Source organism: Aeromonas sp. Prich7-2, from assembly GCF_017939255.1.
Classification (GTDB): Bacteria; Pseudomonadota; Gammaproteobacteria; order Enterobacterales; family Aeromonadaceae; genus Aeromonas; species Aeromonas caviae.
In genome coordinates this window covers 18,476-43,658 of record NZ_JAGKRI010000038.1, presented here as the reverse complement: position 1 = coordinate 43,658, position 25,183 = coordinate 18,476, and the positions used below count along the sequence as shown (strand labels likewise).

The following is a 25,183-nucleotide window of genomic DNA, read 5'->3' as shown; positions in this document are numbered from 1 at the left end:
CTAGAATGGCGACCTCTTGTGAAGGAGGTGTGTCATGAACAACAGGTTGCCACCGCGCTGGCTGGTGGTCGGATTGATGATGTTTCCCCAGATGGTGGAGACCATCTACAGCCCGGTGCTGACCCATATCGCCACTGAGTTTCGGGTGAGCGAGGGGCAGGCGTCCCGGACGCTGTCGGTCTATTTTCTGGCGTTTGCGGCGGGCGTGGTCTGCTGGGGCCGACTGTGCGATCTCATCGGGCGGCGTCCCGCCATGCTGGCGGGGCTGCTGACCTATGGCGCCGGCACTCTGCTGGCGTTGCTGGCCGCTCAATTTGAAACCCTGCTGCTGGCCCGGGTCATCGCGGCCTTCGGTGCCGCCGTGGGTTCCGTGGTGACCCAGACCATGCTGCGCGACAGCTATCAGTACAGCGATCTGGCGCGGGTCTTTTCGGTGATGGGCATCGCGCTCTCCCTGAGTCCTGTGCTGGGGCTGGTGAGCGGTGGCCTGCTGGCTGATGGCTTGGGTTATCTCGGGGTATTCGGCGTCCTGCTGGCGCTGGCAATCGGCTTGTTGCTGATGGCTTGCTGGCAACTGCCGGAAACCCGCCCGGCCATCACCCAGAGGGTCGCACTCTGGCCGCTGGCCTGCCGGATGGTGCGTGATACCGGCTTGTGGCGCAGCGCCGCCCTGGTCGCCTTGTTCAACACCATGCTGTTCGGCTACTACAGCCTGGCGCCGTTTCTGTTTGCCAGTCTGGGGTTGAGCGCGGGCGAGTTTGGTTACTCCGGCATCGTGTTGGCGCTGGCGACCTTGGTGGGCAGCCTGCTCAACAAGCATCTGTTGGGCCGTGGCTGGACGCCTGCCTCGTTAATACGGCTCGCCGCCGTGCTGGCGTCGGGTTCGGGTTGGCTGGTGTGGGCCAGTCAGGCATCGCTCTGGTTTCTGCTGCCCATGACGGGAGTGGTGGTCGCGTTCGGGCTGGCTATCCCCAATGTGCTGAGCCAGGCACTGCTGGCCTATCGGGAGGTGGCGGGCAGTGCCGGGGCCCTGTTCGGGCTCGGTTACTACCTGTTGCTCAGCCTGGGATTGGCGGTTGCCGCCAGCTTGCAGGATCTCGGGCTGCTGCTCGGGGGATGCGGTCTGCTGGCATTTTGCTGCGGTTGGCGTCGTTCCACGTGAAACATCAGCTGCCGATAAAGCGGTAGCCGATGCCGGCTTCAGTTTCGATCAGGGTGGGTTGCTGGGGGTTATCTCCCAGCTTCTTGCGCAGGCTGGCGATGACGATGCGCAGGTAGTGGGTATCTTCCTTGTGGCTCGGTCCCCAGATGTCGATGAGCAGCTGGGTCTGTTGCACCAGCTTGCCGGGGTGGCACACCAGCGCCTGCAACAGGGCGAACTCCTTGCGGGAGAGGGGGATCTCCTCGCCCTGCAGGGTCACCTTGTGGCTGTTGCTATCCAGGGTCAGGCCACAGTGGGGGAAGTGTCGACACTCGCCGCTGGTGGCACCGACTCGCTGGCGCAGCAGCACCCGGATACGGGCCATCATCTCCCCGACGCCGAACGGCTTGCTCATGTAGTCGTTGGCCCCCGCATCCAGCAACCGCACCTTCTCCTGCTCCGAGTCCCGCGCCGAGAGCACCAGCACGGGATTGGCGTGATGTTCGCGGATGGCGTGCAGGATCTGCATGCCATCACCGTCCGGCAGGCCCAGATCCAGGATCACCAGGTCGGGGTTGAGGTGGCGATACTGCGCCATCCCCTCGGTGACGCCGACCGCCTCACTCACCTGATGTCCTTCGGCGATCAGGCTGATCCGCAAAAAACGGCGGATGGCCGCCTCGTCGTCGATGACCAGTATGTGAGCCATTCAGCCTCCCGTTTGCTGATTGAAAAGGGCGGCGACCATCAGGCCGCCGGTGCGTTGAGGGCCAGCGGCAGGGAGATGCGCATGCAGGTGCCGTTGCCGTTGGGGCCGGCGAATGCCCAGATGCGGCCGCCGTGGACCTCTATCATAGCGCGGGAAATGGCTAGGCCAAGCCCGGTGCCGCGGCTGCCGCAGTCGCCGACCGGCTGGGTGTAGAACAGATTGAAGATCTTGTCCCGATCCGACTCGGCGATGCCGACCCCGATATCGATGATGTCGATGATGAGGTCGGGGTCCGCAAGCATCACCTTGAACTCGATGGGGGTGCCGGCCGGCGAGTAGCGGGAGGCGTTGTCGAGGATGTTGACCAGCACCTGCTCGATCAGGGCACCGTGCACATAGAGCCGGGGGATCTGCTGATCGAAGTGCACCAGCAGCTTGTGCTGGCGCCAGGAGGAGTCGAGTCTGCGGCGGGCGCTCTCCACCAGGTCAGCCAGGTCAACCCAGTCCCGTTTCAACTGGAAGTCCGGTGAGCCGATGCGAGTCATGTCCAGCAGGTTCTGGACATAGCCGTGCAGGCGGCGCGCTTCGTCCTGCACCGAGTGCAGCAGTTCGATGCGGTCCTCCGCACTTATCCGGTCCCCGTATTCCAGCAGGGTGCTGCCGGCCCCCATGATGGTGGCCAGCGGCGTCTTCAGGTCGTGGGAGACCGAGGAGAGCAGGGCGGCGCGCATCCGGTCGGTCTCCGCCTGCAACTGGCTGTCCGCCAGCCGCTCGTTGAGATCGATCCGCGCCAGGGCGGCGCGGATATCGGTGAGCAGGGCCTGCAGCTGGTGCTCGGCGGCGGAGGTGAGCGGGCTGGCCAGCCGGATGCCCAGCACCAGGTCATCGCCGAGGTGATGATACTGAGCCTCGGCGGCGTTGAGGGTGGCGGTATGGGCACCGGCGCTCTGCTTCTGGGCCAGGCACCAGTCAATGGCGGCCTTGTCGGTCTGGCCCGGCCCGGTCTGGGTATCACCGGCCCGGTACTGGTAATCCCCATCGAGTGCGAACACGGGCTGCCCAAGGGCGAGGGCGATGGCCTGGGTTCCCTGTCTCAGCACGTCCACCGGGCTGCTGGCGGTGGCCAGTCCCTGGCTCAGGGAGAGCAGGGCGTTACCCAGCTGCTGGGTCTCGCGCAGACTGACCAGTTGCTGACGCTGGCGGGAGGCGAGGCGCCCGGCCGCGATGCCGACGATGAGCAGCACGAACAGGGTGAGCAGGTCGCTGTGGCTGGCCACGCTCAGGGAGAAGTAGGGGAAGGTGAACAGCAGATTGTGGCCGACGAAGCCCAGCACCGCAGCCAGGATGGCGGGGACCAGGCTGGTGGTGAGCGCGGTGGCCAGTACCCCCAGCACGAACAGCATGGGCAGGGAGGCGGGGGGCAGCCAGTGGGAGAGGGCCCAGACCGCGGCCGAGGTCCCCCCCATGATGGCCACCGCGAGCAGGCTCTGGCGAAGCTCACCCGGGCCTGCCGTTGGCAGGGTCAGGCCGGGCTTGCGCTTCTCGGTATCCACCAGCGTGATCTCGAATCCCTGCGCCTGTTTGAGCAGGTGCTGTACCAGGGATCGGCGCCAGGGCGGATTGCGGGATTTGCCGAGCAGCAATTGGGAGACCTGCTGCTGTTCGGCGGTCTCCAGCAGGGCATCGGCCACGGCCGGGCTGGAGAGGGTCAGCACTCTGGCCCCCAGCTGGGAGGCGAGGGCCAGCGCCTGCTCCAGCTCAGGGGAGCGCTGCCCCCTGCTGTCGATGTGCACCACCAGCCAGGGCAGTTGCCTGCGCTGGGCGAAACGGTGGCCGTAACGCACCAGGGCGGCGCCGTGCTCATCCCCGATGCAGACCATCAGCTTGCCCCGCAGCGGCAAGGTGGTCTTGCCGGCGGCCTGCCACTGCAACTGCAGGTCTCCCTCCACGTGGCTGGCGGCGGTCTGCATTGCCAGCTCCCGCAGAGCGGTCAGGTTGTTCAGAGAGAAAAAAGACTGCAGGGCGGCCTTGGCCTGGTGGGGCACATAGACCTTACCCTCCTTGAGGCGGCCGAGCAGCTCCTTGGGGGGGAGGTCGATCAGCACCAGGCTGTCGGCCTCCAGCAGCACCTGATCCGGCAGGGTCTCCTTGACCCTGACCCCGGTCAGCTGCCACACCAGATCGTTGAGGCTCTCCAGGTGCTGCACGTTGAGGGTGGTGTAGACGTCGATGCCGGCGCCCAGCAGCTCCTCTACATCCTGCCAGCGCTTCTCGTGGCGGCTGCCGGGGGCGTTGCTGTGGGCCAGCTCGTCCACCACGGCAATGGCGGGCTTGCGCGCCAGCAGACCGTCCAGATCCATCTCCTCCAGCCGCTGCTGGCGGTGCAGGTGCAGTGTGCGCGGCAGGATGGCGAGCTTGTCGAGCAGGGCCAGGGTCTCCTGGCGGCCGTGGGTCTCCACCACCCCGATCAGGATGTCGACTCCCTCCCTGGCCTGCTCCCGCACCGCCTGCAGCATGGCGTAGGTCTTGCCGACGCCGGGGGCCGCGCCGAGAAACACCTTCAGCTTGCCCCTGTGCTCCTGCTCCAGGCTCGCCAGCAGGGCGTCTGCCCTCACTTCATCACGCATCCCCGTGCTCCCGTTGCATCGGCCGAACTGCGGCCGTGACCTCATTGCTCATGCTTGTCCCCGTTGTCGAAAGGGAGCCTTCCCGAACGGCAAGGAGCGCCCTCAGGCGCCCTTTTGATGATCGAGTTGCAGGTTCAACTGGAGAATGTTGACCACCTGCGGGCCAAGGATACCAGCTTGTGCCGCCGACTTGACCTGCTCCGTCAACTGAACGGGATCCAGCCCCCGTTGCTCGGCGACCCTATCCACCTGGGCCAGCGCTGCATCGAGGGGCAGATGGGGATCGAGGCCGGAGGCGGAGCGGGTCAGCAGGGCGGGGACCCTGGCTTCCGGCTGCGCTCTGGCCGCAGCTGCGGCAAACTCGGCCCGTAGCGGCGAGCTCATCCCCAGGTTGCTTCCGCCGCCACCTATGGTGGCGAAATCGCTGGCGGAGGGGCGGGAGTGGAAGTAGTCGGCCCGCTCGAATTTCTGGGCCAGCAGGGCGCTGCCGACCACCTGCTGCTTGGCGTTGGTGAGCAGGCTGCCGTTGGCCTGCCAGGGGAAGAGCAGCTGGGCCAGCCCGGTGACGGCCAGCGGATATGCCACCCCCAGCAGCAGGGTCAGGGTCAGCAGGGTTCTGATTGCGATCATGATGTGTTTGCTCCAAATGTGTTGGGTGGATGCGGGCCTGCCCCGCATCCGGTGATGCCGTTACACCAGTCCCAGGCCGGTGATGACCAGGTCGATCAGCTTGATACCTATGAAAGGCACTATCAGGCCGCCGACGCCGTAGATCAGCAGGTTGCGGCGCAGCAGGCTGGCCGCCGTTCCCTTCAGGCTGACCCCGCGCAGGGCCAGCGGCACCAGCGCGACGATGATCAGGGCGTTGAAGATGATGGCCGACAGGATGGCGCTCTCCGGGCTGCCCAGCTGCATCAGGTTCAGCGCCCCCAGCTGCGGATAGGCGGCGATGAACAGGGCCGGCAGGATGGCGAAGTACTTGGCCACGTCGTTGGCGATGGAGAAGGTGGTCAGGGCGCCACGGGTCACCAGCAGCTGCTTGCCCACCAGCACCACGTCCAGCAGCTTGGTGGGGTTGGAGTCGAGATCCACCAGGTTGCCCGCCTCCTTGGCGGCCTGGGTCCCCTCGTTCATGGCCAGCCCCACGTCGGCCTGGGCCAGCGCCGGGGCGTCGTTGGCGCCGTCTCCGCACATGGCGACCAGCCGGCCGTCGGCCTGCTCCTGACGGATGTAGGCCAGCTTCTTCTCCGGCGTCGCCTCGGCGATGAAGTCGTCCACCCCGGCCTCGGCGGCGATGGCGGCGGCGGTCAGCGGGTTGTCACCGGTGATCATCACGGTGCGGATCCCCATGTGGCGCAGGATCTGGAAGCGTGCCTTGATGCCCGGCTTGATGATGTCCTTGAGGTACACCACCCCCAGCAGCTTCTCGTGGGTGCAGACCAGCAGCGGGGTACCGCCCTGGCGGGCAATGTTGTCCACCGATTTGAGAATGAGCTCGGGCACCGCCTTGCGATCGAGGGAGAGGTAGCGCAGCACAGCGTCCACCGCCCCCTTGCGATAGTGATGGCCGTTGCGATCCAGCCCGCTCAGCCGGGTCTCGGCGCTGAAGGGGATGATGATGTCGCTCTCCAGCTGGCTCGGTCTGGTGTGGCTCTTGCCCGCCAGGGTCAGGATGGATTTGCCTTCCGGCGTGTTGTCACCGAGCGAGGCCAGCATGGCGGCCTGAGCCAGCAGGGAGGGATCCACGCCGGGGGCCGGGATCAGCTCGTCCGCCATCCGGTTGCCGAAAGTGATGGTGCCGGTCTTGTCCAGCAGCAGGGTGCGCACGTCGCCGGCGGCCTCCACGGCGCGGCCCGACTTGGCGATGACGTTGAGCTTTACCAGACGATCCATGCCGGCGATGCCGATGGCGGAGAGCAGGCCGCCGATGGTGGTCGGGATCAGGGTGATGAACAGCGCCAGCAGATAGAGACGCGGGACCTGGGTGTCGTTGTAGTCGAGGAACCAGGGCAGGGTGGCCACCACCAGCAGGAAGATCAGGGTCAACCCCACCAGCAGGGCGTCCAGCGCCATCTCGTTCGGCGTCTTCTGGCGCTTGGCCCCTTCCACCAGGGCGATCATGCGATCCAGGGTGCTTTCACCCGGGTTGTTGCTGACCCGGATCCAGATTTCGTCGGAGACGACTGTGGTGTTGCCGGTCACGCCGCTGCGGTCGGTGCCCGACTCGCGGATCACGGGGGCGGATTCCCCGGTGATGGCCGCCTCGTTGACCGAGGCGATACCGGCGATGACCTCACCGTCTGCCGGGATCATCTCGCCGCTGCGTACCAGCACCAGATCGCCCTTGAGCAGGCTGGTGGCCGGCACCCATTCCCCTTGCCCATCCCTGGGGTCTGTGACACGACGAGCCTTGAGCTGGCTCATGCCCGCCTTCAGGCTGTCGGCCCGCGCCTTGCCGCGACCTTCGGCCAGGGTCTCGGCGAAGTTCGCAAACCAGAGGGTCAGCCAGAGCCAGGCGGTCAGCTGCCAGACCAGCGAAGGAGCGACGCCGGAGAGCGGCTGCCCCAGCAGCGACTCCAGGGTCGACATCACGGCCGCCAGCCAGAGAGTGAACAGGATGGGGCTGCCCAGCAGTGCCCTGGGGTTGAAGCGATAGAGGGCTTCCACCATGGCCTGCAGGATCTGTGATTTCTGTTTCTTGCCCTTCACCTTGAGGGTGTCGGTGCTCATTGAAGCGGACTTGCTCATTGGAAAGCTCCCAGCATCGAATAGTTGGTCACGCAGATCAGTCGGGTGTGCAGCATCAGAAGGCACCTCCCAGCAGGCTCAGGTGTTCCGCCACCGGGCCCAGCGCCAGCACCGGCAGGAAGGAGAGACCCCCCATCAGCAGCACTGTGACGATCAGCAGGGTGATGAAGAGCGGGCCGCTGACGGGGAAGTCCCCTTCACTTCGCTCCTGACGAGGGGCGCGGGCCAGCTGGCCGGCGATGGCCAGCACGGGGATGATGTAGCCGAAGCGACCGAGCAGCATGGCCAGCCCGATGGCGATGCACTGCCAGCTGTCGGCGGCGGCAAAGCCGGCGAAGGCGGAGCCGTTGTTGCCGGCGGCCGAGGCGTAGGCATAGATCAGCCGTGACAGACCGTGGGGGCCATCGTGACCGATGACGGTGGCGGAGTCTGGCATCAGCAGGGTAATGCCGCCGATCACCAATACCCCGACCGGCATCACCAGCATGCTGGCGACCACCCACTTCATCTCGGTGATGCCGAGCCGTTTGCCCAGATAGGTGGGGGTGCGCCCCACCATCAGGCCGCACAGGAACACGGTCAGCAGCACGAACAGCATCATGCCGTAGATGCCGGCACCGACGCCGCCGAACACCACTTCACCCAGCAGCATGTTGATCATGCCGACCATGCCGCCGAGGGGGGTGAAGCTGTCGTGCATGGCGTTGACCGAGCCGTTGGAGGCGGCGGTGGTCGCCACTTCCCAGATGCTGGACAGCACGGTGCCGAAGCGACTCTCCTTGCCTTCCCAGTTGCCGGCCAGAGTGCTTGCATCAGTGGTGAGCTGGGCGAGGGCGGGATCCGGCTGCAGCTCCTGGCCGATGGCGAGGCAGAGCCCCAGCACCAGCATGATGGTCATGGCGATGAGGATGGCGCGGCTGTGGGCCAGATCCTTCACGTAGCGCCCCAGGGTGCAGACCATGGCGGCGGCCAGCGTCAGCAGGGCGACCATCTCCAGCCAGTTGGAGAGGGCTGTGGGGTTTTCGAACGGATGGGCCGAGTTGACGCCGAAGAAGCCGCCGCCGTTGGAGCCGAGCTGCTTGATGGCGATCTGGGAGGCGGCCGGGCCGAGCGGCAGCAGCTGCTCCTGCCCTTCCAGAGCGTGGAACGGCAGGTAGGCCGACAGGCTCTGGGGCACCCCCTGCCATACCAGCAGCAGCGCCAGGATCAGCGCCATCGGCAGCAGCACGTAGAGGCAGAAGCGCACCAGATCCTGCCAGAAGTTGCCGAGGTGGGTGGTCTGCTGGCGGGCGATGCCGCGAAACAGGGCGATGGCGACGGCGGCGCCGGTGGCGGCGGAGACGAAGTTCTGGGTGGTGAGCCCCACCATCTGGCTGAAGTAGGAGAGGCTGGCTTCGCCGGAGTAGGCCTGCCAGTTGGTGTTGGTCATGAAGCTGACCGCGGTGTTGAAGGCGAGTTGCCAGTTCAGCCCGGGCAGTTGCTGCGGGTTGAGGGGCAGCAGCCCCTGCGCCATCAGGATCAGGAACAGCAGGCCGAAACCGGCGCCGTTGAAAGCCAGCAGGCTGAGGGCGTAGGACTTCCAGTCCTGCTCGCGCCCGTCCGTGCCGCAGCAGGCCAGGGTGGCGCGCTCAAGCGGGGCCAGCCAGCGACTCTTGCCTTCAAACACCCGATACAGGTAGTTGCCAAGCAGAGGCGCCGGCAGCAGCACCAGCAGCACGAACGCGACGGGATAGATGATCTCTTGCCACATATCCGGTTCCTCACTCATGAGTGCGCGCGAGGGCGCGCAGCAGATAGCCCGCGAGGGCGAGGACCAGCAGCAGATATAGCCAATTCATAACGACTCCGTTGAGGTAATTAGCGTCAGGGATCGATGCATATCCGTGTCGATCCCATAGGTCTCATTGACGCTCAAAGGGTATGTAAAACGGGCGTAAAGGCGCCATAAAGCCCAATTTGGCTGGCGTAAAATCGGCGTAAAGAAGGCGGGTTTTGTTGGCTGGTGGACGGGCAAGGCACAAAAAACCCGGCCTGGGCCGGGTTTGGTAGCAAGTGGTGGAAGCTGACCCGATGGTGATGAGGTCAGTTTCAACCCCGCTTATCGCATGGTCACAAACTCTTCCGCGCTGGTGGGATGGAGAGTGTAAACACAGTTGTAGAAGCTGGTCTGATAATGACAGGCCAGCTTCAACCCCGCTTATCGCATGGTCACAAACTCTTCCGCACTGGTCGGATGGATGGCGACACAGTTGTCGAAGTCCGCCTTGGTGGCGCCCATCTTCATGGCGACGCCGAAGCCTTGCAGGATTTCATCCATGGCGAAGCCGATGCCGTGCAGGCCGACCACCTTCTCTTCCGGCCCGACGCAGACCAGTTTCATCCGGGTGGGCTGGCGATGCTGGGTCAGGGCCGAATACATGGCGGTGAACTGGCTGCGGTAGACCTTCACCTGATCTTCACCGTATTCGGCGACGGCTTCCGGCTCGGTCAGGCCGATGGTGCCGATGGGCGGGTGGCTGAACACCACGGTCGGCACCAGATCGTAGTTGAGGTGCTCGCCCGGCTTGTTGTTGAACAGCCGCTCCGAGAGGCGGCGGCCTGCCGCGACAGCCACTGGGGTGAGCTGGATGCGGCCGGTGTTGTCACCGACGGCATAGAGGTTGGCGATGGCGGTATTCTGGAACTTGTCGGTGGGGATGAAGCCCTTCTCGTCCAGGGTGATGCCGGTGGCAGCCAGATTGAGGTTGTCGGTGGCCGGGACGCGGCCGATGGCCCAGATGAGGCAGTCCACGGTGAGGTGGCGACCATCTTCCAGTTGCAGGGTCAGGCTGTCGTCGGCGTTCTTGATGACGGCCTTGGGAATGGCGTGGGTGTGCAGCTTGGGCCCTTCCTGCGCCATGATCTCCACCAGGGTCTCGTGGATCATGGGGTCGAAGTTGCGCAGCGGCGCATGCTTGCGCACCACCAGATGGGTCTCGGAGCCAAGTGCCTGCATCACGCCTGCGATCTCCACGGCGATATAGCCGGCACCCACCACGGCAACCCGTTTGGGCTGGCTTTGCAGGTCGAAGAAACCGTCGGAGTCGATACCCAGTTCGGCGCCCGGAATGGTCGGGACCTCGGGGCGGCCGCCGGTGGCAATCAGGATGTGATCTGCGCTGTAGTGCTCGCCGTTCACCTCGACGGTATGGCTGTCGACGAAGCGGGCGAAGCCCTTGATGACAGTGATCTGGTTCTTGCCCAGCACGTTCTGGTAGGACTGGTGAATGCGCCCGATATAGGCCTGACGGGATTCGACCAGTCTGGCCCAGCTGAAGTGGTTGAGCGTGGTGTCGAAGCCGTAGTCGGCGCCATATTTCAGTGCATCGGCGATCTGGCCTGCATACCACATGGCCTTCTTCGGTACGCAGCCGACGTTGACGCAGGTGCCACCCAGCTCTTTGGCTTCGATCAGGGCGACTTTCTTGCCGTACATGGCTGCCCGGTTGGCCGAGGCGATGCCGCCGCTGCCGCCACCGATGGCGATGTAGTCAAAATGCTGTGCCATTGCGAGGTTCTCCGCTCGTTAAGAATGCAGTCACAGCATGATGGGGACAAAGCGGCCGGCCCACAAGAGCCGGTGCTCAGTTCTGCTGGATGGGCAAGCGAATGTGGAACTGGGCGCCCTGGCCCGGTTCGCTGGCGCAGTGGATGCGGCCGCGCAGCAGCTGGACCACCAGGTTGTAGATGATGTGAGTGCCGAGCCCGCTGCCACCCTGTCCCCGCTTGGAGGTGACGAAGGGATCGAAGATGCGCGGCAATATCTCCGGGGGGATGCCGCGGCCGTTGTCACTGTAGTCGATGACCAGCTCGTCTCCCTGCTGCGCCACCTGGATGGTGATCTTTCTGGGCCTGTCCCAGCCATCGAAACCGTGATGGATGGAGTTGAGGATCAGGTTGGAATAGATCTGGGTGAAGCTGCCCGGGAAGGAGTAGATGCTCAGCTTGGGATCGCACTGGATGTCCACCTCGCACTGGGCCTTCTTGAGCTTGTAGCCGAGGGAGACCACCACCTGATGCAGGTTGTCGGCGAGGCTGAAGTTGTAGCGGGCCTCGGAGGACTGATCCACTGCCACCTGCTTGAAGCTGGCGATGAGCTCGGAGGCGCGTCTCAGGTTGCCTTGCAGCAGTTGCATCGACTCGTCGAGATTCTGGGTGAATTCGTTGAGGTAGGAGCGGGAGAGCTGCTTGGCCTCGATATGCTGCTTGAAGTCGGCCACCCGCTCCTGCAGGTAGGAGGAGGCGGTGACGCTGATGCCGATGGGGGTGTTGATCTCGTGGGCCACGCCGGCAACCAGGGAACCGAGGGAGGCCATTTTCTCCGACTCCACCAGGGTCTGCTGGGCCTGCTTGAGATCGTCATAGGCCTTGCCCAGCTGGTCGTTGGCATCGCTCAGGCTGCGGGTGCGTTCCGCCACCTTGCCTTCCAGCTGCTCGTTGAACAGGGTGATCTCCCGCTCGACCTTTTTGAGGGGGGTGATGTCATAGCCAAAGCCAATCAGGTACTTGAGGTTAGGCCCCTCGTAGAAGGGAGCGAAGGTCCACTGCAGTACCAGCTCGTTGCCCTGCTGGTCGTGCATGGTGATCTCCCTGTCCTCCAGAGCGCCCTGCTCGGCCAGGGTGGCGGCCAGCTCGTCACGCTGCTCCTTGCTGACGAAGAGATCCAGCCAGTTGTGCTGCAACAGCTCCTGGTGGTGATAGCCGGTCAGCAGTATTGCAGCCGGGTTGATGCTGGCGATGTTGAGATCCGGCTCCATGCAGCAGATGACCATGTTGGCGGAGTTGATCAGGGTGGCGGAGAAGTCCCGCTCCTGTTGCAGCTGATCGGCGGCCTGGTGGCGGGCCGTGAATTCGTCGTTCAGCCGGGTGCGCATCTGGTTGAGGGTGGCGGCCAGCGCATCGAACTCGTCCGGATGCTTGCGGGGCAGGGGGCGCCCCTCCAGGATCAGCACGGACTTCTCGATGAGGCGCTGGTAGACCTGCTCCAGGGAGGCGGCGACGAACAGCTTGCCGACCACTTCCCCCTGATAGCTCAGGGTGAACTCGCGGGAGATGTCGTATTGGGGCTGCTCCACCCCCTGGGTGAGCAGGGGCACTTCCGAATTGCCCAGCATCTCCTTGACCATGACGAACTGCATGTTGGGCAGGTTCATGATGCCCTCGATCTGCACCTTCACCTGCTCTTCATCCAGGTTCCAGAGACTGGCCGAGATGGGTTGCAGGAAGGAGGCCTCGATCTGGCCGATGCTGGCCTCGATGACGGTCACATCCTTGTTGTAGTCCCAGGCGAGCTGAAGCACGGTGATGAGCAGTGCCAGCACCGTACTGCAGATCAGAATGTAGGAAAGCAGACGATAAGAGAGTCCGTTAAGGCCGACGGCCTTGGAGAAGATTCCTGACATGGCGTCCTTGCGGTCTGGATTGAGTGCGGTTTAGTTTAACTGCTTCATGGACTTATGTCGTGTGTCATCCAATGGATAAAAATAAGGCCCCTTTCGGGGCCTTTTTTGTGTGGGCTGGGATCAGTGACCGCCCTTGGCTTTTGCCGGGATGGATTCGTCGAATTCCGGCAGCGGCTTGTGTTCGGATGCCAGGAAGGTGTAGATGACCGGCAGCACGAACAGGGTGAACAGGGTGCCGATGGCCAGACCCGCTACGATGACGATGCCGATGCTGAAGCGCTGTGCCGCCCCCGCACCCGAGGCATAGAGCAGCGGGATAAGGCCTGCGATCATCGCCGCCGTGGTCATCAGGATGGGGCGCAGACGGACCTTGGCAGCTTGCATCACGGCTTGCATCCGGTTCAGACCATGGAGCAGCTGCTCCTCCTTCGCCACCTCGCAGATCAGAATACCGTGCTTGGTAATCAGACCGACGAGAGTGATGAGACCGACCTGGGAGTAGATGTTCATGGTGGCCATACCCCACGCCAGGGCGATCAGCGCGCCACTGATGGCCAGCGGCACCGACACCATGATGACCAGCGGGTCACGCACGGATTCGAACTGGATCGCCAGCACCAGGAAGATGATGGCCAGGGCCAGGGCGAAGGTGGCGTAGAGCGCATTCCCTTCGGTCACGAACTGGCGGGCTTCCCCCATGAAGTCGTAACGATAGCCTTGGGGCAGCTTCTCTTCCGCGGTCGCCTTGAACCAGTTGATCGCATCCCCCATGGCCACGCCCGGTGCCGGCACGGCGCCGATGGTGGCGGAGTTCAGCTGGTTGAAGTGGGGCAGGGCACGGGGCTCTCCCTTCACTTCAATCTTGATCAGGCTGCCCAGCGGGATCGACTTGCCGTCGGCGGCACGCACGTAGTAGCCCTTGATGGACTCGGGGTTGAGACGGAACTTGCGCTCCACCTGCGGGATCACCTCGTAGGAGCGGCCATCCAGGTCGATACGGTTGACGTAACCGTCCGCCATCATGGTGCCCATGGTGATGCCGATGTCCTGCATGGTGATGCCGTAGGCACCCGCCTTGTCCTTGTCGATGCTGATCTTCATGGTGGCCGAGTCGTAGTTCAGATCGAGATCCGAATAGACGAACTGGCCGTTGGCCTGGGTTGCCGCCAGCATCTCACCCGCGATCAGGAACAGGCTCTCGAAGCTGTTCGGGGTGGTGATAACGAACTGGATGGGCAGACCGCTCGACGCCCCCGGCAGTTCCGGGAACTGGAAGGTGGTGATGGCCATCCCGGGGATGTCCTTCACCAGACCGGCGACCCGATCCAGCACCTCTTTCTGGCTCGCTTCACGCTGGCTCCAGGGCACCATGGAGGCGATACCGAACGCCTGATTGGAGTTGAACAGCCCCGAGAAGACCTGGGAGTAAGCGATCTCCGGCTGGTCGTCCAGGACTTTGTTCACGTCCGCCATGGTGTTTTCGATGTAGTCCAGGTTGGCGTTGGAAGGGGCCGTCCCCAGCACCGCCATGACGCCTTTGTCCTCGGACGGGGCCAGCTCGCTCGGAATGAACTTGAACAGCAGCGGCAGGCTGGCGAACACGATGACGGCAAACAGGATGACCACGATGCGCTTTTGCATCACGGCATGGAGCATGGCGTCGTAGCGGGCCGTCATCCGGTCCAGCAGATCGTGCACGGTACGCTCGAACTTGCCGGGCTCCTCGTTGGCCCTGAGCATCTTGGCGCACATCATGGGCGACAGGGTCAGGGCGATGATGCCCGAGACGAACACGGCTCCTGCCAGGGTCAGCGCGAACTCCTTGAACAGGGAGCCGGTGATGCCCCCCATCAGGGCGATGGGCGCATACACCGCCGCCAGGGTGACCGTCATGGCGATGACGGGCACGGCGATCTCCCGGGTACCTATGATGGCGGCCCGGAACGGCTCTTCCCCTTCCTTGATGTGACGGTCGACGTTCTCCAGCACCACGATGGCGTCATCCACCACCAGACCGATGGCCAGCACCATCGCCAGCAGGGTCATGAGGTTTATGGAGAAGCCGAACATGTCCATCATCATCACCACGCCGATGAGGCTCAGGGGAATGGTGATGATGGGGATGATGACCGCCCGGAACGAACCGAGGAACAGGGTGATCACCACCAGTACGATGGCGGCCGCCTCCAGTATGGTCTTGATGACCTCGTGGATGGATTCGTTGATGGCGATGGTGGAGTCATACAGGATGTTCACCTGCATGGTGCTCGGCATGTTGCGCTTCAGGCTCGGCAGCAGCTCCAGCACATCGTGGGCGATGTTGATGGGGTTGGCTGTCGGGGCTGCGTTGATGGCCAGAACCACGGCTTCGCGGCCATTGGCGCTGGCGCGATAGATGTCGTGGCTCTTCTCCAGGGAGACCTTGGCGATGTCGGAGAGACGGATCACCTTGCTGTCGCGGGTGGCGACCACCAGGCGCTTGAGCTCTTCGATGTTGCCGACCTGGGTCTCGGCGTTGCCGTTGAACAGGGTGAAATAGCCGGTGGCCTGGCCGGTCGCGGACTGATAGTTGTTGCTGTTGAGCACCGTCATCACGTCGCTTGAGGTCAGGTCAAAGGCGGCCATCTTGGCCGGATCCAGCCACACCCGCAGGGCGAATTCGACCCCGCCATACAGATCCACCTTGGAGACCCCGCCCACGGTAAACAGCTGGGGCTTGATGACCCGCTCCAGGTAGTCGGTGATCTGGCTGGAGTTGAGCTCCGGGCTGGTGAAGCCCATGTAGAGCACCGCCGTGGTGGAGCCGGTGGAGGAGGTGACCGAAGGGTCTTCCGCCTCTTTGGGCAACTGGGAACGCACCGAGTTGACCTTGGCCAGGATGTCGGACAGCGCGGCGTTCGGATCGGTGTTGAGCTTCATGTACGCCGTCACCGTGGAACTGCCCAGCTGGCTCGAGGAGGTCATGAAGTCGATGTTGTCGGCCTGGGCGACCGCCTGCTCCAGGGGCTGGGTGATGAAGCCCTGGATCAGGTCCGCACTGGCGCCATAGTAGCTGGTGTTGACCGTGATGACGGTGTTGATCACCTCGGGGTATTCACGCACCTGCATCTTGAAGATGGCCTGGAAGCCCAGCAGGGCTATCAGGAAGCTGAGCGAGATCGCCAGCACAGGCCGTTTTATGAATATGTCAGTAAATCGCATCGCAGCTCTCCGCGCTTACAGCATCGGGGTTTGTGCCGGAACGGCAAGGGCATCGTTCTCGACCACGTGCACCTTGGTATCGTTGCTCAGGCGAACCTGACCCGACAGCACGATTTGATCGCCAGCCTTGATGCCGGACAGCACATGGACATCGTTGCCGCGACGCTCACCTGCCTTGACCACCACCTGCTTGGCACGTTTCACGCCGTCAGCCTCGTGAATGACATAGACGTTCTCGCCATAGAGGGTGAAGGAGATGGCGGACTGCGGGATCACTATCTGGTCTTTCACCGTGGGCAGTATGATGCTGGCGCGGGCGAACATGCCGGAACGGAGCTGGCCGTCGTTGTTCGGAATGTCTGCCTGCACCTGGATCAGGCCGCTCTGATAGTTGACAGCGGGCTCGATGGCTGTGATTTGGCCGTCAAACTGGGTCTGGGGATAGGCATCCACGTTGATCTTGATGGTCTGTCCCAGGGTGATTTTGGAGATGTCGGTCTGGGGCACGGTGAAGCGCAAGCGCATCACGCTGGTGTCTTCCAGGCGCACAATCTGGGTACCCGGTTCCAGATACTGGCCGAGGAAGACGTTGCGCAGGCCCACGGCACCGCTGAAGGGGGCACGCACCTCACGACGGGCGATGGTGGCCTTCAGACTGTCGATGTCCGCCTCCAGGGAGCGGTAGCTTGCCTCGGCATCATCCAGCTGGTCACGGGAGATGGAGTTCTTCTGATAGAGGTTCTTGTAGCGCTCGAACTTGGCCCTGGCTGCCGGCAGTCTGGCCTGGGAAGAGTTCAGGTTGGCTTTTTCCACACTGGAGTCCAGGCTCAGCAGCAGTTGATCCGCTTTGACATGTGCCCCGGATTCGAACCGGATGCTGTCGATGGTGCCTGACAGCTCGCTGGAGAGGGTGACCCCCTGGTTCGGCTCGATGAAGCCGATGGCTTCAATGGTGGGGACCCAGTCCTGCGCCTTGGTGACCATGGCGGTGACCGGGAACTCGGGCTCGGGCCGATTGGCCATGAACTCTGCAATCTTCTTCTGCTTGAACATATTGAAGCCGATGACACTGCCAAACAGGGCGAGTGCTATCAGCAACATGATGGCCATCCACTTTTTCATGAACAGGCTCCTGTGATGGAAACATTAGGGTTTAAAATGGCATTCCAGCTGGCCCGGATGACCGTCTCCAGCTGTTCCTGCGTCAATTCGAAATCGTGAACCCGGCGCTGCTGTGCCAGGTTGGCCACGCAATCCAGACTCAATGCTTGCAACACCAGAATGGGGAGATCGATGAAGAGTCCCTGTTGGCGTCCTTGCTCAAAGAAGCGCTCAAGTGGCGCCCACGTCGCCATTATGACCGGATCCCGCTCCAATTCAGCCCCCAATTGAGAACTTTCGTACTGCAATTTGCACTTGAGTGCATTGGGGTAGCTGGTGAAGATGGCATCGATGTTGAGCCAGAGGCGCCGATACTGCTCATAGGACACCTCTTCTATCTGCACACCTTCCATGACCAGGGGATGACACTTGAGGATAGTGTGCTGATAGAGCTGGCGGATCAGGTCATCCTTGTCGCTGAAATAGCGATAGATGGTGCCTGCCGCCACCTTGGCTTTCTTGGCGACCACGGCAATGGAAAGGCCGTAGAAGCCCTGCTCGCCGAGGATCTCGTGAGCTGCTTCGAAAATGCGTTCTTTCTTATCCATGGTTATCAGAGGTCAACGACTGAATGAACGTTCATTCATTCTAGGTGGGCGCAAAGGCAAGTCAAGCATTGCCCATCATCTCTGACCCTATGGGGTGAGGGATTCAAAAAGTAGTGGGGAATTGCTGGATCCAGCCTGAACAAAACAAAAATAGTTGAAAAGGGTCGGAAGTGATTGAAAAACAGGCACTTGATTCTTTATGTCAAAAAAAGAGTAGACAAGGTCGGCATCATCATCAATAATGCGCCCCGTTCGACAGCGTAGCGCCCGTAGCTCAGCTGGATAGAGCGCTGCCCTCCGGAGGCAGAGGTCACAGGTTCGAATCCTGTCGGGCGCACCATCAAAAGTGCGCCGGTTAAACGGGCGTGTTGAAGAACGAAAACAGCTGTGGTGGCTGTAGCTCAGTTGGTAGAGTCCCGGATTGTGATTCCGGTTGTCGTGGGTTCGAGCCCCATCAGCCACCCCATTTTACAGCTTGTCAGGTACGCGAAGGTGGCGGAATTGGTAGACGCGCTAGCTTCAGGTGTTAGTGCCCCCCGGGTGTGAGGGTTCGAGTCCCTCTCTTCGCACCATACTTGCTGTATGACGAGGATGACCAGATGGTCATCTTTGTGTTTTTAGAATACCCCTCGGTGATTAGCGCAGCCCGGTAGCGCATCTGGTTTGGGACCAGAGGGTCAAAGGTTCGAATCCTTTATCACCGACCACATTTGAAAACCCCGCTCAGGCGGGGTTTTTGCTTTTTGGCGTTTCTCTTCCGCTTTTTCCTGTCACGTCTTTTTACACTTCTTCAGGCGCCTGTTCGCCACGAGTTCGGTATGCTGGGCCCGGAGCCGCGAGACAGGGGACGCTCGGGCACGGACCAGATACAAGGCCTATGCATCACCATATCACTTCTCTTCAACTCTCCGTGCTGGCCATGGCCGCACTGCTGCTGGGTGGTTGCGCCCTGCAGCCGAAACCGGAAGATCTTCTGATGGGCGCCGCCCCCAAGCCAAAGGCCGAACTCGAGGCCACCTTGGTAACCAGTGGTGGCTTCTGCGTGACCCTGAGCGAGCAGGGCCGTCTGCTGACCCAGCCCTGCGATCAGCAACCGAACCAGTCATTCAGCTGGGATGTCGGCGCCCTGCAACTGGCCGGGGATTGCCTGGTCGCCAGAGGGGAAGATGGTCTGGGGATGGAGGTGTGCCGGGAGGAGAGCCATCAATGGCAGTGGCAGGGGGATCGTCTGTTTAATCGGCAGGTGTCGCTGTGCCTGGATGTGGCGGGTCGCCGTCATAAGCCGGCCGTCCCCCTGCGCCTCGCCGAATGCTATGGCGGCGCCAACCAGAGCTTTGAGTGGACGCCATCCGGCACGCTGTTGAACCGTCTGATGCACCCGGCACTGGCGTGGTGACAAGAGAGCGAGAAACAAAAAGGGTGGCCACATGGGCCACCCTTTTTCGATCCGCGATGGGGATGCCTAATCAGCGGGTCTGGGAGGCGAACAGTTTCTCCAGATAGACGGCAACGCCATCTTCATCGGAAGTGAGGGTCTGTTCGTGCTCTGGCAGGGCCAGTTTGAGGCGATCGTGGGCGTTGCCCATGACCACACCACGGCCCACCATGCTCAGCATCTCGAAGTCGTTCATGCCATCGCCGAAGGCCACGGCCTGTGACATCTCCAGGCCGTGCTGCTCCAGCACGGCGCGCACGGCATTACCCTTGTGCACACCGGCATGCATCACCTCGAGGCAGTCAGGCAGGGAGAAGGTGACGTTGAGTCGATCACCATATTGCTGGTTGAGGTGCGCCTCTATCTTCAGCAGCTTGTCGTGGTCGCCGATGTAGAACACCTTGTTGACCCTGTCCTTCGGGTGGCTGGCGAGATCAGCCAGGCGGTAGCTGAAGCCGGAGTCGTGATGGAACTTCAGCAACCAGGGCAGCTCCTCTTCCACCAGCCACTCGTCGCCGTAGTAGACGTTGATGTGGATGGATGGGTCGCGCTCCATGGCGATCAGCTCGGCCGCCACCGTGCTCGGCAGCGCCTGGTTGTAGACCAGCTGATCCTGCTTGTCGTGTACCACGGCGCCGTTGGAGGTAATGAGGTAGATATCCAGCCCCAGTGCATCGCGGATGCTGCGTACATCCACATGGTGACGGCCGGTGGCGACCACGAACTTGACGCCCTGATCGACCAGACGGTGCAGGGTATCCCGGGTGCGGGAGGAGATCTGGTGCTGCCCGTTGAGCAGGGTACCATCGAGATCGGACACAACTACCTTGAACATCATTACCTCGACTTCAATTGAACGCCGGGGGAGTGTACCCCAGCGTCTGCCGTCACCCCATTTATTTAGGGATCCAAAAAATAACCAGCCCCTTCTGGTCGCGTCAGTAGCGCGCGAAGAAGGCCAGGGTTGCATTGAGCGCGGCGTGGCGCTGGGGATCCGCCTCGATGAAGAGCTCGTGCCAGGCCCCTTCGATACGCAGCGGCTTGCTCCCTTCACATTGGGCCTTGGCGCAGAAGGCCTCCTGGGCGGCGTTGTCCACCACGCTGTCCTCGCCGGCCTGCAGCAGCAGCAGCGGCGTCTTGATGGCGCCGGCGTCGGCCACGGCCGCGTCCGATCCTGTGATGGCCTGATGGATCCAGTGGGCGGTGGCGCCCCCCAGCCTGACCTGGGGATGCTGTTCGTAGATCTGGCGGAAGGCCTGATAACGCGCCGTGCTGTGGGTCAGCTCGTTGTCGGCAAAGCCGTGATCCTCATAGGATCCCTGACCCGGGCCGTAGGGGGGCTCGCCCACCCAGCCGCCGACCGTGCCGATGGTGGCCGCCAACCCCTTGGCCAGCCACTTGGGCAGGCCGCCGAGGTTGATGCCCATCATGGGGGAGGAGAGCACCGCCGCCTGGATGTCGTTCGGCCAGCGTTCCAGATAGCGGGCCGAGATGGCCCCCCCCATGGAGTGGGCCAGCAGGAACAGCTTGGCAGGCTTGTCCGGTACAATCACTTCGTCATGAAACTGTTTGAGATCGGCGACATAGTCGTCGAACTGGTCGACATACCCCTTCTCTTTGTCGGCCAGCATGCGGTCTGACATTCCCTGGCCGCGATGATCGATGAGGTAGAGGCTGTAACCCTGGCGCCAGAGATCCCAGGCCAGCTCCTGATACTTGAGGTAGCTCTCGACCCGGCCGTTGACGATGAGGATGGCGCGATCGATCTTGGGTTGGCGCAGGGCGGCATAGCGGAGGGTGACCCCGTCCTTGCCCTTGAACTCCCCCTCGACGGCATGCTGGCGCCAGAAGTCGGGCAGGGTCTGCTGATAGAGGGCGGGGACGTCGGCTTCAGTGGTCAGCTGGTAAGGATTGCTCACGGCAAGGGCTCCGGCAGAAAACAGGGTCAGGGCCAGCAGGGGCAGGTGGTTAAGCTTCATCAGTGTACTCTTCCGAAGGATCATCCGATTGTTGGGCGGCCCATCCTTTGCGGGTCAGCTGCATCTGCTGCCACCAGCGTTCGTCCGCCAGGATCTCGCCGGCCGGACCGAGCTGGGGGTAGTGCATCTCTTTCTCCTTGCAGAGCTGGGCATAGACGGGATAGCCCCCCTCGAACAAGATGGTGTTCTGCTCTTCCAGGCTGAGTGGACAGCCGCGCTGATAACAGCCGGCCAGTTCGCGCTGGCGCTGGGCCTCGTAAAGGATGGCGGCGGCGGCCACCGAGACGTTGAGGGACTGCACCATGCCTACCATGGGGATGACGATATGGTGATCGGCCAGGGCCAGCGCCTCTTCGCCGATGCCGTGCTTCTCCTGGCCCACCAGGATGGCGGTGGGTCTGGTGTAGTCGATGGCACGAAAGTCCACGGAGCTGTCGGAGAGGTGGGTCGCCAGGATCTGCATGCCGGAGGCCTTGAGTTCGGCCACCGCGCTGCCGATGTCCGGGTGCAGCTTCACGTCCACCCAGTTCTGGCTGCCGCGGGCAGTGCCCTTGCGCTTGTGGATCCAGCTCTTGGGCCAGACCGCGTGCACCCGGTGGATGCCGATGGCATCGGCGGTGCGCACGATGGCGGCCAGGTTGTGAGGTTTATGAACCTCTTCCATGCAGACGGTCAGGTCGAGCTGGCGCATGGCCAGCATGTCGGAAATGCGTTTGAAGCGTTCAGGAGTCATGTCGGTTTCTATGTCGTGAGGCCGGTGCATGCAACAAGGCTGGTGGCCTGCGGCATGGGGCCCTGGGTATCTCTTGAAAAGCAGCAGGCGGCTTGCGCCGCCTGTGTTCAGTTTTTCTGTCGGCTCACCCTGAGCACGTTGGGCATGACCCGGATCTTGCGCATGATGTTGGCGAGGTGGATCCGGCTCTTGGTGGTGATGAGCAGGGTGACCACATAGACCCGGCCATCCTTCTCCTCGGTGCTGATGGCGTGGATGTTGGCGCCGGTGGCGGCAATCACGTTGGCCAGCTCCGCCAGGGCGCCCTGGTGGTTGACGATCTCGATGCTGATGCCGGTGCGGAATTCCTGCTCCTGCTCCTTGTCCACCTCCCACTGCACCGGCAGGTATTTGTCCGGTTCGCGGCTGTAGCCCTTGATGTTGCGGCAGGACTCCTGGTGGATCACCAGTCCCTTGCCCGGGCTGATGTGGGCAATGATGGCGTCCCCCGGGATGGGGCGGCAGCAGTTGGCGAAGGTGACCAGCATGCCGTCGGCCCCCTTGATCGGCATCTTCTTGCTGGTGGATTTGGGCTGCTCTTCCAGCGGCAGTTCATCTCCCAGCATGCGGCGTGCCACCATGACGCTCATGGCGTTGCCAAGGCCCACGTCGGCCAGCAGCCCCTGCAGGTTCTCGTGTTTGGTATCGGCCAGCACCTGCTTGACGCGGGCTTCCGGGATGTCTTCGATGTTCTTGGCGCCGAGGGCATGGTTGAGCAGGCGGCGGCCCAGCACCACGGACTCTTCGGTGCGCAGGTTCTTGAGGAACTGACGTATCTTGGAGCGCGCCTTGGTGGTCACCACGAAGTTGAGCCAGGCCGCGTTCGGGCGGGCGCCGGGGGCCGTGATGATCTCCACCGTCTGACCGGAGTGCAGCGGGCTGCTCAGCGGATAGGGGTGGCGGTCGACCCGGGAACCGACGCAGGCATGACCGATGTCTGTGTGCACCGTGTAGGCGAAGTCCACCGGGGTGGCGCCGGCGGGCAGCTCCATGATGCGGCCCTCCGGTGTGAAGACATAGATCTCGTCGGGGAAGAGGTCGGTCTTGACTCCCTCGATGAACTCGAAGGAGCTGCCGGCGCTCTGTTGCAGCTCCAGCAGGCTCTGCATCCAGCGCTGGGCGCGGATCTGGGCCGTGGTGCCCGAGCTGTCCCCATCCTGCTTGTAGGCCCAGTGGGCGGCGACGCCCTTGTCGGCCATCTGGTCCATGAACTCGGTGCGGATCTGCACCTCCACCGGTACCCCGTGGGGCCCCACCAGGGAGGTGTGCAGGGACTGGTAGCCGTTGGTCTTGGGGATGGCGATGTAATCCTTGAAGCGACCGGGGCGCGGCTTGTAGAGGCTGTGCATCTGCCCAAGCACCCGGTAGCAGGTGTCTATGTCTTTCACTCTCACTCTGAAAGCATAGATATCCATCACTTCGTGGAATTGCAGTTCTTTCTTCTCCATCTTGTTGTAGATGGAGAACAGGTTCTTCTCGCGTCCGCTCACCTGGGCATCGATACCGGCTTCCCGCAGACGCCCCTCAATCTCGCTCTGGATGGAGTCGATGATCTCGCGCCGGTTGCCACGGGCGCGGCGCACCGATTCCCGCAGTACCCGGGAGCGCATGGGGTAGAGCGCCTCGAAACCGAGCTCTTCCAGCTCGTTCTTCATGGTGTGAATACCGAGGCGGTTGGCGATGGGGGCGAAAATCTCGAGGGTTTCCCGGGCGATGCGGCGGCGCTTGTCCGGTCGCAAGGAGCCGAGGGTACGCATGTTGTGAGTGCGGTCGGCCAGCTTGATCAGGATGACCCGGATGTCCTGGGTCATGGCCATCATCATCTTGCGGAAGTTCTCGACCTGGGCTTCCTTGCGATCGCGGAATTTGAGCTTGTCGAGCTTGGAGACGCCGGACACCAGTTCGGCGACGGCGTTGCCAAACAGCTCGGCCAGGTCGTCCTTGGTGACCGGGGTATCTTCGATGACGTCGTGCAGCACGGCAGCCATCAGAGTCTCATGATCGAGGCGCATGTCGCCCAGGATGCGGGCCACGGCAACGGGGTGGGTGATGTAGGGTTCACCACTGGAACGCATCTGTCCCTGGTGAGCATCACGGGCTACCACATAGGCTTGCCTGAGCTTCTCAACCTGCTCGGGTGGCAGGTAGGAACTGGCTATTTCTTTAAGATTTTCAAATAAATACAAGACAGTCCCCGCAGCGGTTAAACGGCAATCCGTGAAATTGAGGGTATGCCCTCGAGTTTGCGAGGTTTTCGAGCGGTTGTAAATGGGGAGAACAGCCGGCACCCGGGCGGGCGCCGACTATGGGAAGCGACTGACTTAGCCGCGACCTTCTGCGATGGCAGCAACGGCAGCCAGCTCGGCGGCTTCCTGCTCTTGCTGCTCGTAGCGGTCCTGAGTATCCATCACCTGGTTGTTGACCAGACCCAGTTCGATCTCGCGCAGGGCGATCACGGTCGGCTTGTCGTTCTCTTCGTCGACCAGGGGATCCTTGCCTTGTACCGCGATTTGACGAGCGCGGCGCGCGGCGACCAGCACCAGGTCAAAACGGTTACCTACCTGTTTTACAGCATCTTCTACAGTAACGCGGGCCATGCGGGACTCCAGTGTTTGGGCTTTCTGTGATTGAAAAAGCGGTGTTTAAAAATGACGCAAAAGTTTACTTGTTTTTGGCTTACTCTGCCAGTAGCTGTTTCAGCAAGTTTTGCTGGGCCTGCTGTTGCTGACGCATTTCCAGGCGCTGGCACTCTATGACGGCCCTGAGCTGGAACAGTGCCTGATCAAAGTCTTCATTGATGATGACATAGTCATACTCGTCGTAGTGCACCATTTCGGCAATGGCTTTCTCCATCCGGCCCTTGATCACCTCGGCGCTGTCCTGGCCGCGGCCGATCAGGCGGCGCTCCAGCTCCTCGCGGCTGGGGGGCAGGATGAAGATGGACTTGGTCGGCATCAGTTCGCGGATCTGGCGGGCACCCTGCCAGTCGATGTCGAGGAAGACGTCGATGCCCTGCGCCAGACAGGCCTCGATGGCGGCGCGGGAAGTGCCGTAGTAGTTGCCGAAGACTTCTGCCCACTCCAGAAAGTCACCGCGCTCGATCAGCGCCTTGAACTCTTCCACCTTGACGAAGTGGTAGTGCACCCCGTGCTCTTCACCGGGACGGGTGGCGCGGGTGGTGTGGGAAACCGATAGCTGCATCTTGCCGGCGGCGTTGTGCTGGGTCAGCAAGGCATTGAGCAGGCTGGACTTACCGGCCCCGCTCGGGGAAGAGATGATATAGAGAGTGCCTTGTTGCGCCATGTCTGTACCTTTAAGCGATGATCCGCGCTTTGGTTGTAGCAGAGGCCGCCGTCTTGTGCCCGATAAGGGAGACGGTTGCTCGCAATGCGCGGAGGAATCAGAGTCAGGAGGATGTAAA

General features: G+C 62.5%; 18 protein-coding genes and 4 tRNA genes. 6 read left to right on the top strand and 16 right to left on the bottom strand.

Annotation, left to right across the window (positions count from 1 at the left end):
- Nucleotides 1–34: 34 nt before the first annotated feature.
- Nucleotides 35–1,162 (top strand): MFS transporter, encoded by a 1,128-nt coding sequence (locus J9892_RS08590; RefSeq protein WP_210538208.1) that lies wholly within the window; start codon nucleotides 35–37, stop codon nucleotides 1,160–1,162.
- Between the two features lie 4 nt (nucleotides 1,163–1,166).
- On the opposite strand, the gene J9892_RS08585 is transcribed toward J9892_RS08590, so the two are convergent.
- From J9892_RS08585 to J9892_RS08540, 10 genes are all read right to left on the bottom strand, one after another.
- Nucleotides 1,167–1,850: a response regulator gene (locus tag J9892_RS08585; RefSeq protein ID WP_128313067.1), complete on the bottom strand. Its 684-nt coding sequence runs from the start codon at nucleotides 1,848–1,850 to the stop codon at nucleotides 1,167–1,169.
- Nucleotides 1,851–1,888: 38 nt separating this feature from the next.
- Complete coding sequence (locus J9892_RS08580; protein WP_010672298.1) at nucleotides 1,889–4,477, bottom strand: sensor histidine kinase KdpD; 2,589 nt, start codon at nucleotides 4,475–4,477, stop codon at nucleotides 1,889–1,891.
- A gap of 102 nt (nucleotides 4,478–4,579) precedes the next feature.
- The gene (gene kdpC / locus J9892_RS08575; protein WP_053287959.1) at nucleotides 4,580–5,107 is read right to left on the bottom strand and encodes a K(+)-transporting ATPase subunit C; all 528 of its coding nucleotides are present in this window, start codon (nucleotides 5,105–5,107) and stop codon (nucleotides 4,580–4,582) included.
- A 60-nt stretch (nucleotides 5,108–5,167) separates the two neighbouring features.
- Nucleotides 5,168–7,225, bottom strand: a complete 2,058-nt coding sequence (gene kdpB, locus J9892_RS08570) for a potassium-transporting ATPase subunit KdpB (protein ID WP_053287960.1) — start codon at nucleotides 7,223–7,225, stop codon at nucleotides 5,168–5,170.
- 55 nt (nucleotides 7,226–7,280) lie between these two features.
- Nucleotides 7,281–8,975, bottom strand: coding sequence for a potassium-transporting ATPase subunit KdpA (gene kdpA / locus J9892_RS08565; protein ID WP_053287961.1), 1,695 nt, complete (start codon nucleotides 8,973–8,975; stop codon nucleotides 7,281–7,283).
- A gap of 447 nt (nucleotides 8,976–9,422) precedes the next feature.
- Nucleotides 9,423–10,772, bottom strand: a complete 1,350-nt coding sequence (gene gorA / locus J9892_RS08560) for a glutathione-disulfide reductase (protein WP_210538207.1) — start codon at nucleotides 10,770–10,772, stop codon at nucleotides 9,423–9,425.
- Nucleotides 10,773–10,848: 76 nt separating this feature from the next.
- A complete protein-coding gene (locus J9892_RS08555; protein ID WP_210538206.1) occupies nucleotides 10,849–12,666 on the bottom strand; it encodes an ATP-binding protein in 1,818 nt (605 codons plus the stop codon).
- Between the two features lie 120 nt (nucleotides 12,667–12,786).
- Nucleotides 12,787–15,867 (bottom strand): multidrug efflux RND transporter permease subunit, encoded by a 3,081-nt coding sequence (locus J9892_RS08550; RefSeq protein ID WP_201871709.1) that lies wholly within the window; start codon nucleotides 15,865–15,867, stop codon nucleotides 12,787–12,789.
- Between the two features lie 15 nt (nucleotides 15,868–15,882).
- Nucleotides 15,883–16,989, bottom strand: a complete 1,107-nt coding sequence (locus tag J9892_RS08545) for an efflux RND transporter periplasmic adaptor subunit (RefSeq protein WP_039040661.1) — start codon at nucleotides 16,987–16,989, stop codon at nucleotides 15,883–15,885.
- Entirely contained in the window at nucleotides 16,986–17,576 is a 591-nt protein-coding gene (locus tag J9892_RS08540; protein WP_161470540.1) for a TetR/AcrR family transcriptional regulator, read from the bottom strand. Before J9892_RS08540 ends, J9892_RS08545 begins: the two co-directional genes overlap by 4 nt.
- Before the next feature lie 263 nt (nucleotides 17,577–17,839).
- Between J9892_RS08540 and J9892_RS08535 the strand changes: the two genes are divergently transcribed.
- The 5 genes from J9892_RS08535 (at nucleotide 17,840) to J9892_RS08515 (ending at nucleotide 18,972) form a co-directional block, all read left to right on the top strand.
- Nucleotides 17,840–17,916: transfer RNA gene (locus J9892_RS08535), tRNA-Arg, on the top strand.
- Nucleotides 17,917–17,966: 50 nt separating this feature from the next.
- A tRNA-His gene (locus J9892_RS08530) sits at nucleotides 17,967–18,042 on the top strand.
- 20 nt (nucleotides 18,043–18,062) lie between these two features.
- Nucleotides 18,063–18,148, top strand: a tRNA-Leu gene (locus J9892_RS08525).
- 58 nt (nucleotides 18,149–18,206) lie between these two features.
- Nucleotides 18,207–18,283 (top strand) — tRNA-Pro (locus J9892_RS08520).
- Between the two features lie 170 nt (nucleotides 18,284–18,453).
- Nucleotides 18,454–18,972 (top strand): ricin-type beta-trefoil lectin domain protein, encoded by a 519-nt coding sequence (locus J9892_RS08515; protein WP_043153707.1) that lies wholly within the window; start codon nucleotides 18,454–18,456, stop codon nucleotides 18,970–18,972.
- A 70-nt stretch (nucleotides 18,973–19,042) separates the two neighbouring features.
- On the opposite strand, the gene J9892_RS08510 is transcribed toward J9892_RS08515, so the two are convergent.
- From J9892_RS08510 to gmk, 6 genes are all read right to left on the bottom strand, one after another.
- A complete protein-coding gene (locus J9892_RS08510; protein WP_049637091.1) occupies nucleotides 19,043–19,846 on the bottom strand; it encodes a Cof-type HAD-IIB family hydrolase in 804 nt (267 codons plus the stop codon).
- Nucleotides 19,847–19,949: 103 nt separating this feature from the next.
- Nucleotides 19,950–20,990 (bottom strand): alpha/beta fold hydrolase, encoded by a 1,041-nt coding sequence (locus J9892_RS08505; protein WP_053287966.1) that lies wholly within the window; start codon nucleotides 20,988–20,990, stop codon nucleotides 19,950–19,952.
- A complete protein-coding gene (gene trmH / locus J9892_RS08500) occupies nucleotides 20,980–21,723 on the bottom strand; it encodes a tRNA (guanosine(18)-2'-O)-methyltransferase TrmH (RefSeq protein WP_053287967.1) in 744 nt (247 codons plus the stop codon). Before trmH ends, J9892_RS08505 begins: the two co-directional genes overlap by 11 nt.
- Before the next feature lie 107 nt (nucleotides 21,724–21,830).
- Nucleotides 21,831–23,948, bottom strand: coding sequence for a bifunctional GTP diphosphokinase/guanosine-3',5'-bis pyrophosphate 3'-pyrophosphohydrolase (gene spoT / locus J9892_RS08495; RefSeq protein ID WP_210538205.1), 2,118 nt, complete (start codon nucleotides 23,946–23,948; stop codon nucleotides 21,831–21,833).
- A 135-nt stretch (nucleotides 23,949–24,083) separates the two neighbouring features.
- Nucleotides 24,084–24,359 carry a DNA-directed RNA polymerase subunit omega gene (gene rpoZ / locus J9892_RS08490; protein ID WP_005307060.1) on the bottom strand — a complete coding sequence of 92 codons (276 nt, stop codon included), beginning with the start codon at nucleotides 24,357–24,359 and terminating at the stop codon, nucleotides 24,084–24,086.
- A gap of 79 nt (nucleotides 24,360–24,438) precedes the next feature.
- On the bottom strand, nucleotides 24,439–25,065 hold the full coding sequence (gmk, locus tag J9892_RS08485) for a guanylate kinase (RefSeq protein WP_139700782.1): 627 nt from the start codon (nucleotides 25,063–25,065) through the stop codon (nucleotides 24,439–24,441).
- Nucleotides 25,066–25,183: the final 118 nt, after the last annotated feature.

Bases quoted from the DNA above. Each gene is read 5' to 3' on its own strand.
- kdpC (WP_053287959.1), bottom strand. From the start codon at position 5,107: ATGATCGCAATCAGAACCCTGCTGACCCTGACCCTGCTGCTGGGGGTG.
- kdpB (WP_053287960.1), bottom strand. From the start codon at position 7,225: ATGAGCAAGTCCGCTTCAATGAGCACCGACACCCTCAAGGTGAAGGGC.
- J9892_RS08505 (WP_053287966.1), bottom strand. From the start codon at position 20,990: ATGAAGCTTAACCACCTGCCCCTGCTGGCCCTGACCCTGTTTTCTGCC.
- gmk (WP_139700782.1), bottom strand. From the start codon at position 25,065: ATGGCGCAACAAGGCACTCTCTATATCATCTCTTCCCCGAGCGGGGCC.
- J9892_RS08550 (WP_201871709.1), bottom strand. From the start codon at position 15,867: ATGCGATTTACTGACATATTCATAAAACGGCCTGTGCTGGCGATCTCG.
- trmH (WP_053287967.1), bottom strand. From the start codon at position 21,723: ATGACTCCTGAACGCTTCAAACGCATTTCCGACATGCTGGCCATGCGC.
- J9892_RS08585 (WP_128313067.1), bottom strand. From the start codon at position 1,850: ATGGCTCACATACTGGTCATCGACGACGAGGCGGCCATCCGCCGTTTT.
- J9892_RS08545 (WP_039040661.1), bottom strand. From the start codon at position 16,989: ATGAAAAAGTGGATGGCCATCATGTTGCTGATAGCACTCGCCCTGTTT.
- J9892_RS08590 (WP_210538208.1), top strand. From the start codon at position 35: ATGAACAACAGGTTGCCACCGCGCTGGCTGGTGGTCGGATTGATGATG.
- rpoZ (WP_005307060.1), bottom strand. From the start codon at position 24,359: ATGGCCCGCGTTACTGTAGAAGATGCTGTAAAACAGGTAGGTAACCGT.
- J9892_RS08510 (WP_049637091.1), bottom strand. From the start codon at position 19,846: ATGTTCAAGGTAGTTGTGTCCGATCTCGATGGTACCCTGCTCAACGGG.
- gorA (WP_210538207.1), bottom strand. From the start codon at position 10,772: ATGGCACAGCATTTTGACTACATCGCCATCGGTGGCGGCAGCGGCGGC.
- J9892_RS08515 (WP_043153707.1), top strand. From the start codon at position 18,454: ATGCATCACCATATCACTTCTCTTCAACTCTCCGTGCTGGCCATGGCC.
- kdpA (WP_053287961.1), bottom strand. From the start codon at position 8,975: ATGTGGCAAGAGATCATCTATCCCGTCGCGTTCGTGCTGCTGGTGCTG.
- J9892_RS08580 (WP_010672298.1), bottom strand. From the start codon at position 4,477: ATGCGTGATGAAGTGAGGGCAGACGCCCTGCTGGCGAGCCTGGAGCAG.
- J9892_RS08555 (WP_210538206.1), bottom strand. From the start codon at position 12,666: ATGTCAGGAATCTTCTCCAAGGCCGTCGGCCTTAACGGACTCTCTTAT.
- J9892_RS08540 (WP_161470540.1), bottom strand. From the start codon at position 17,576: ATGGATAAGAAAGAACGCATTTTCGAAGCAGCTCACGAGATCCTCGGC.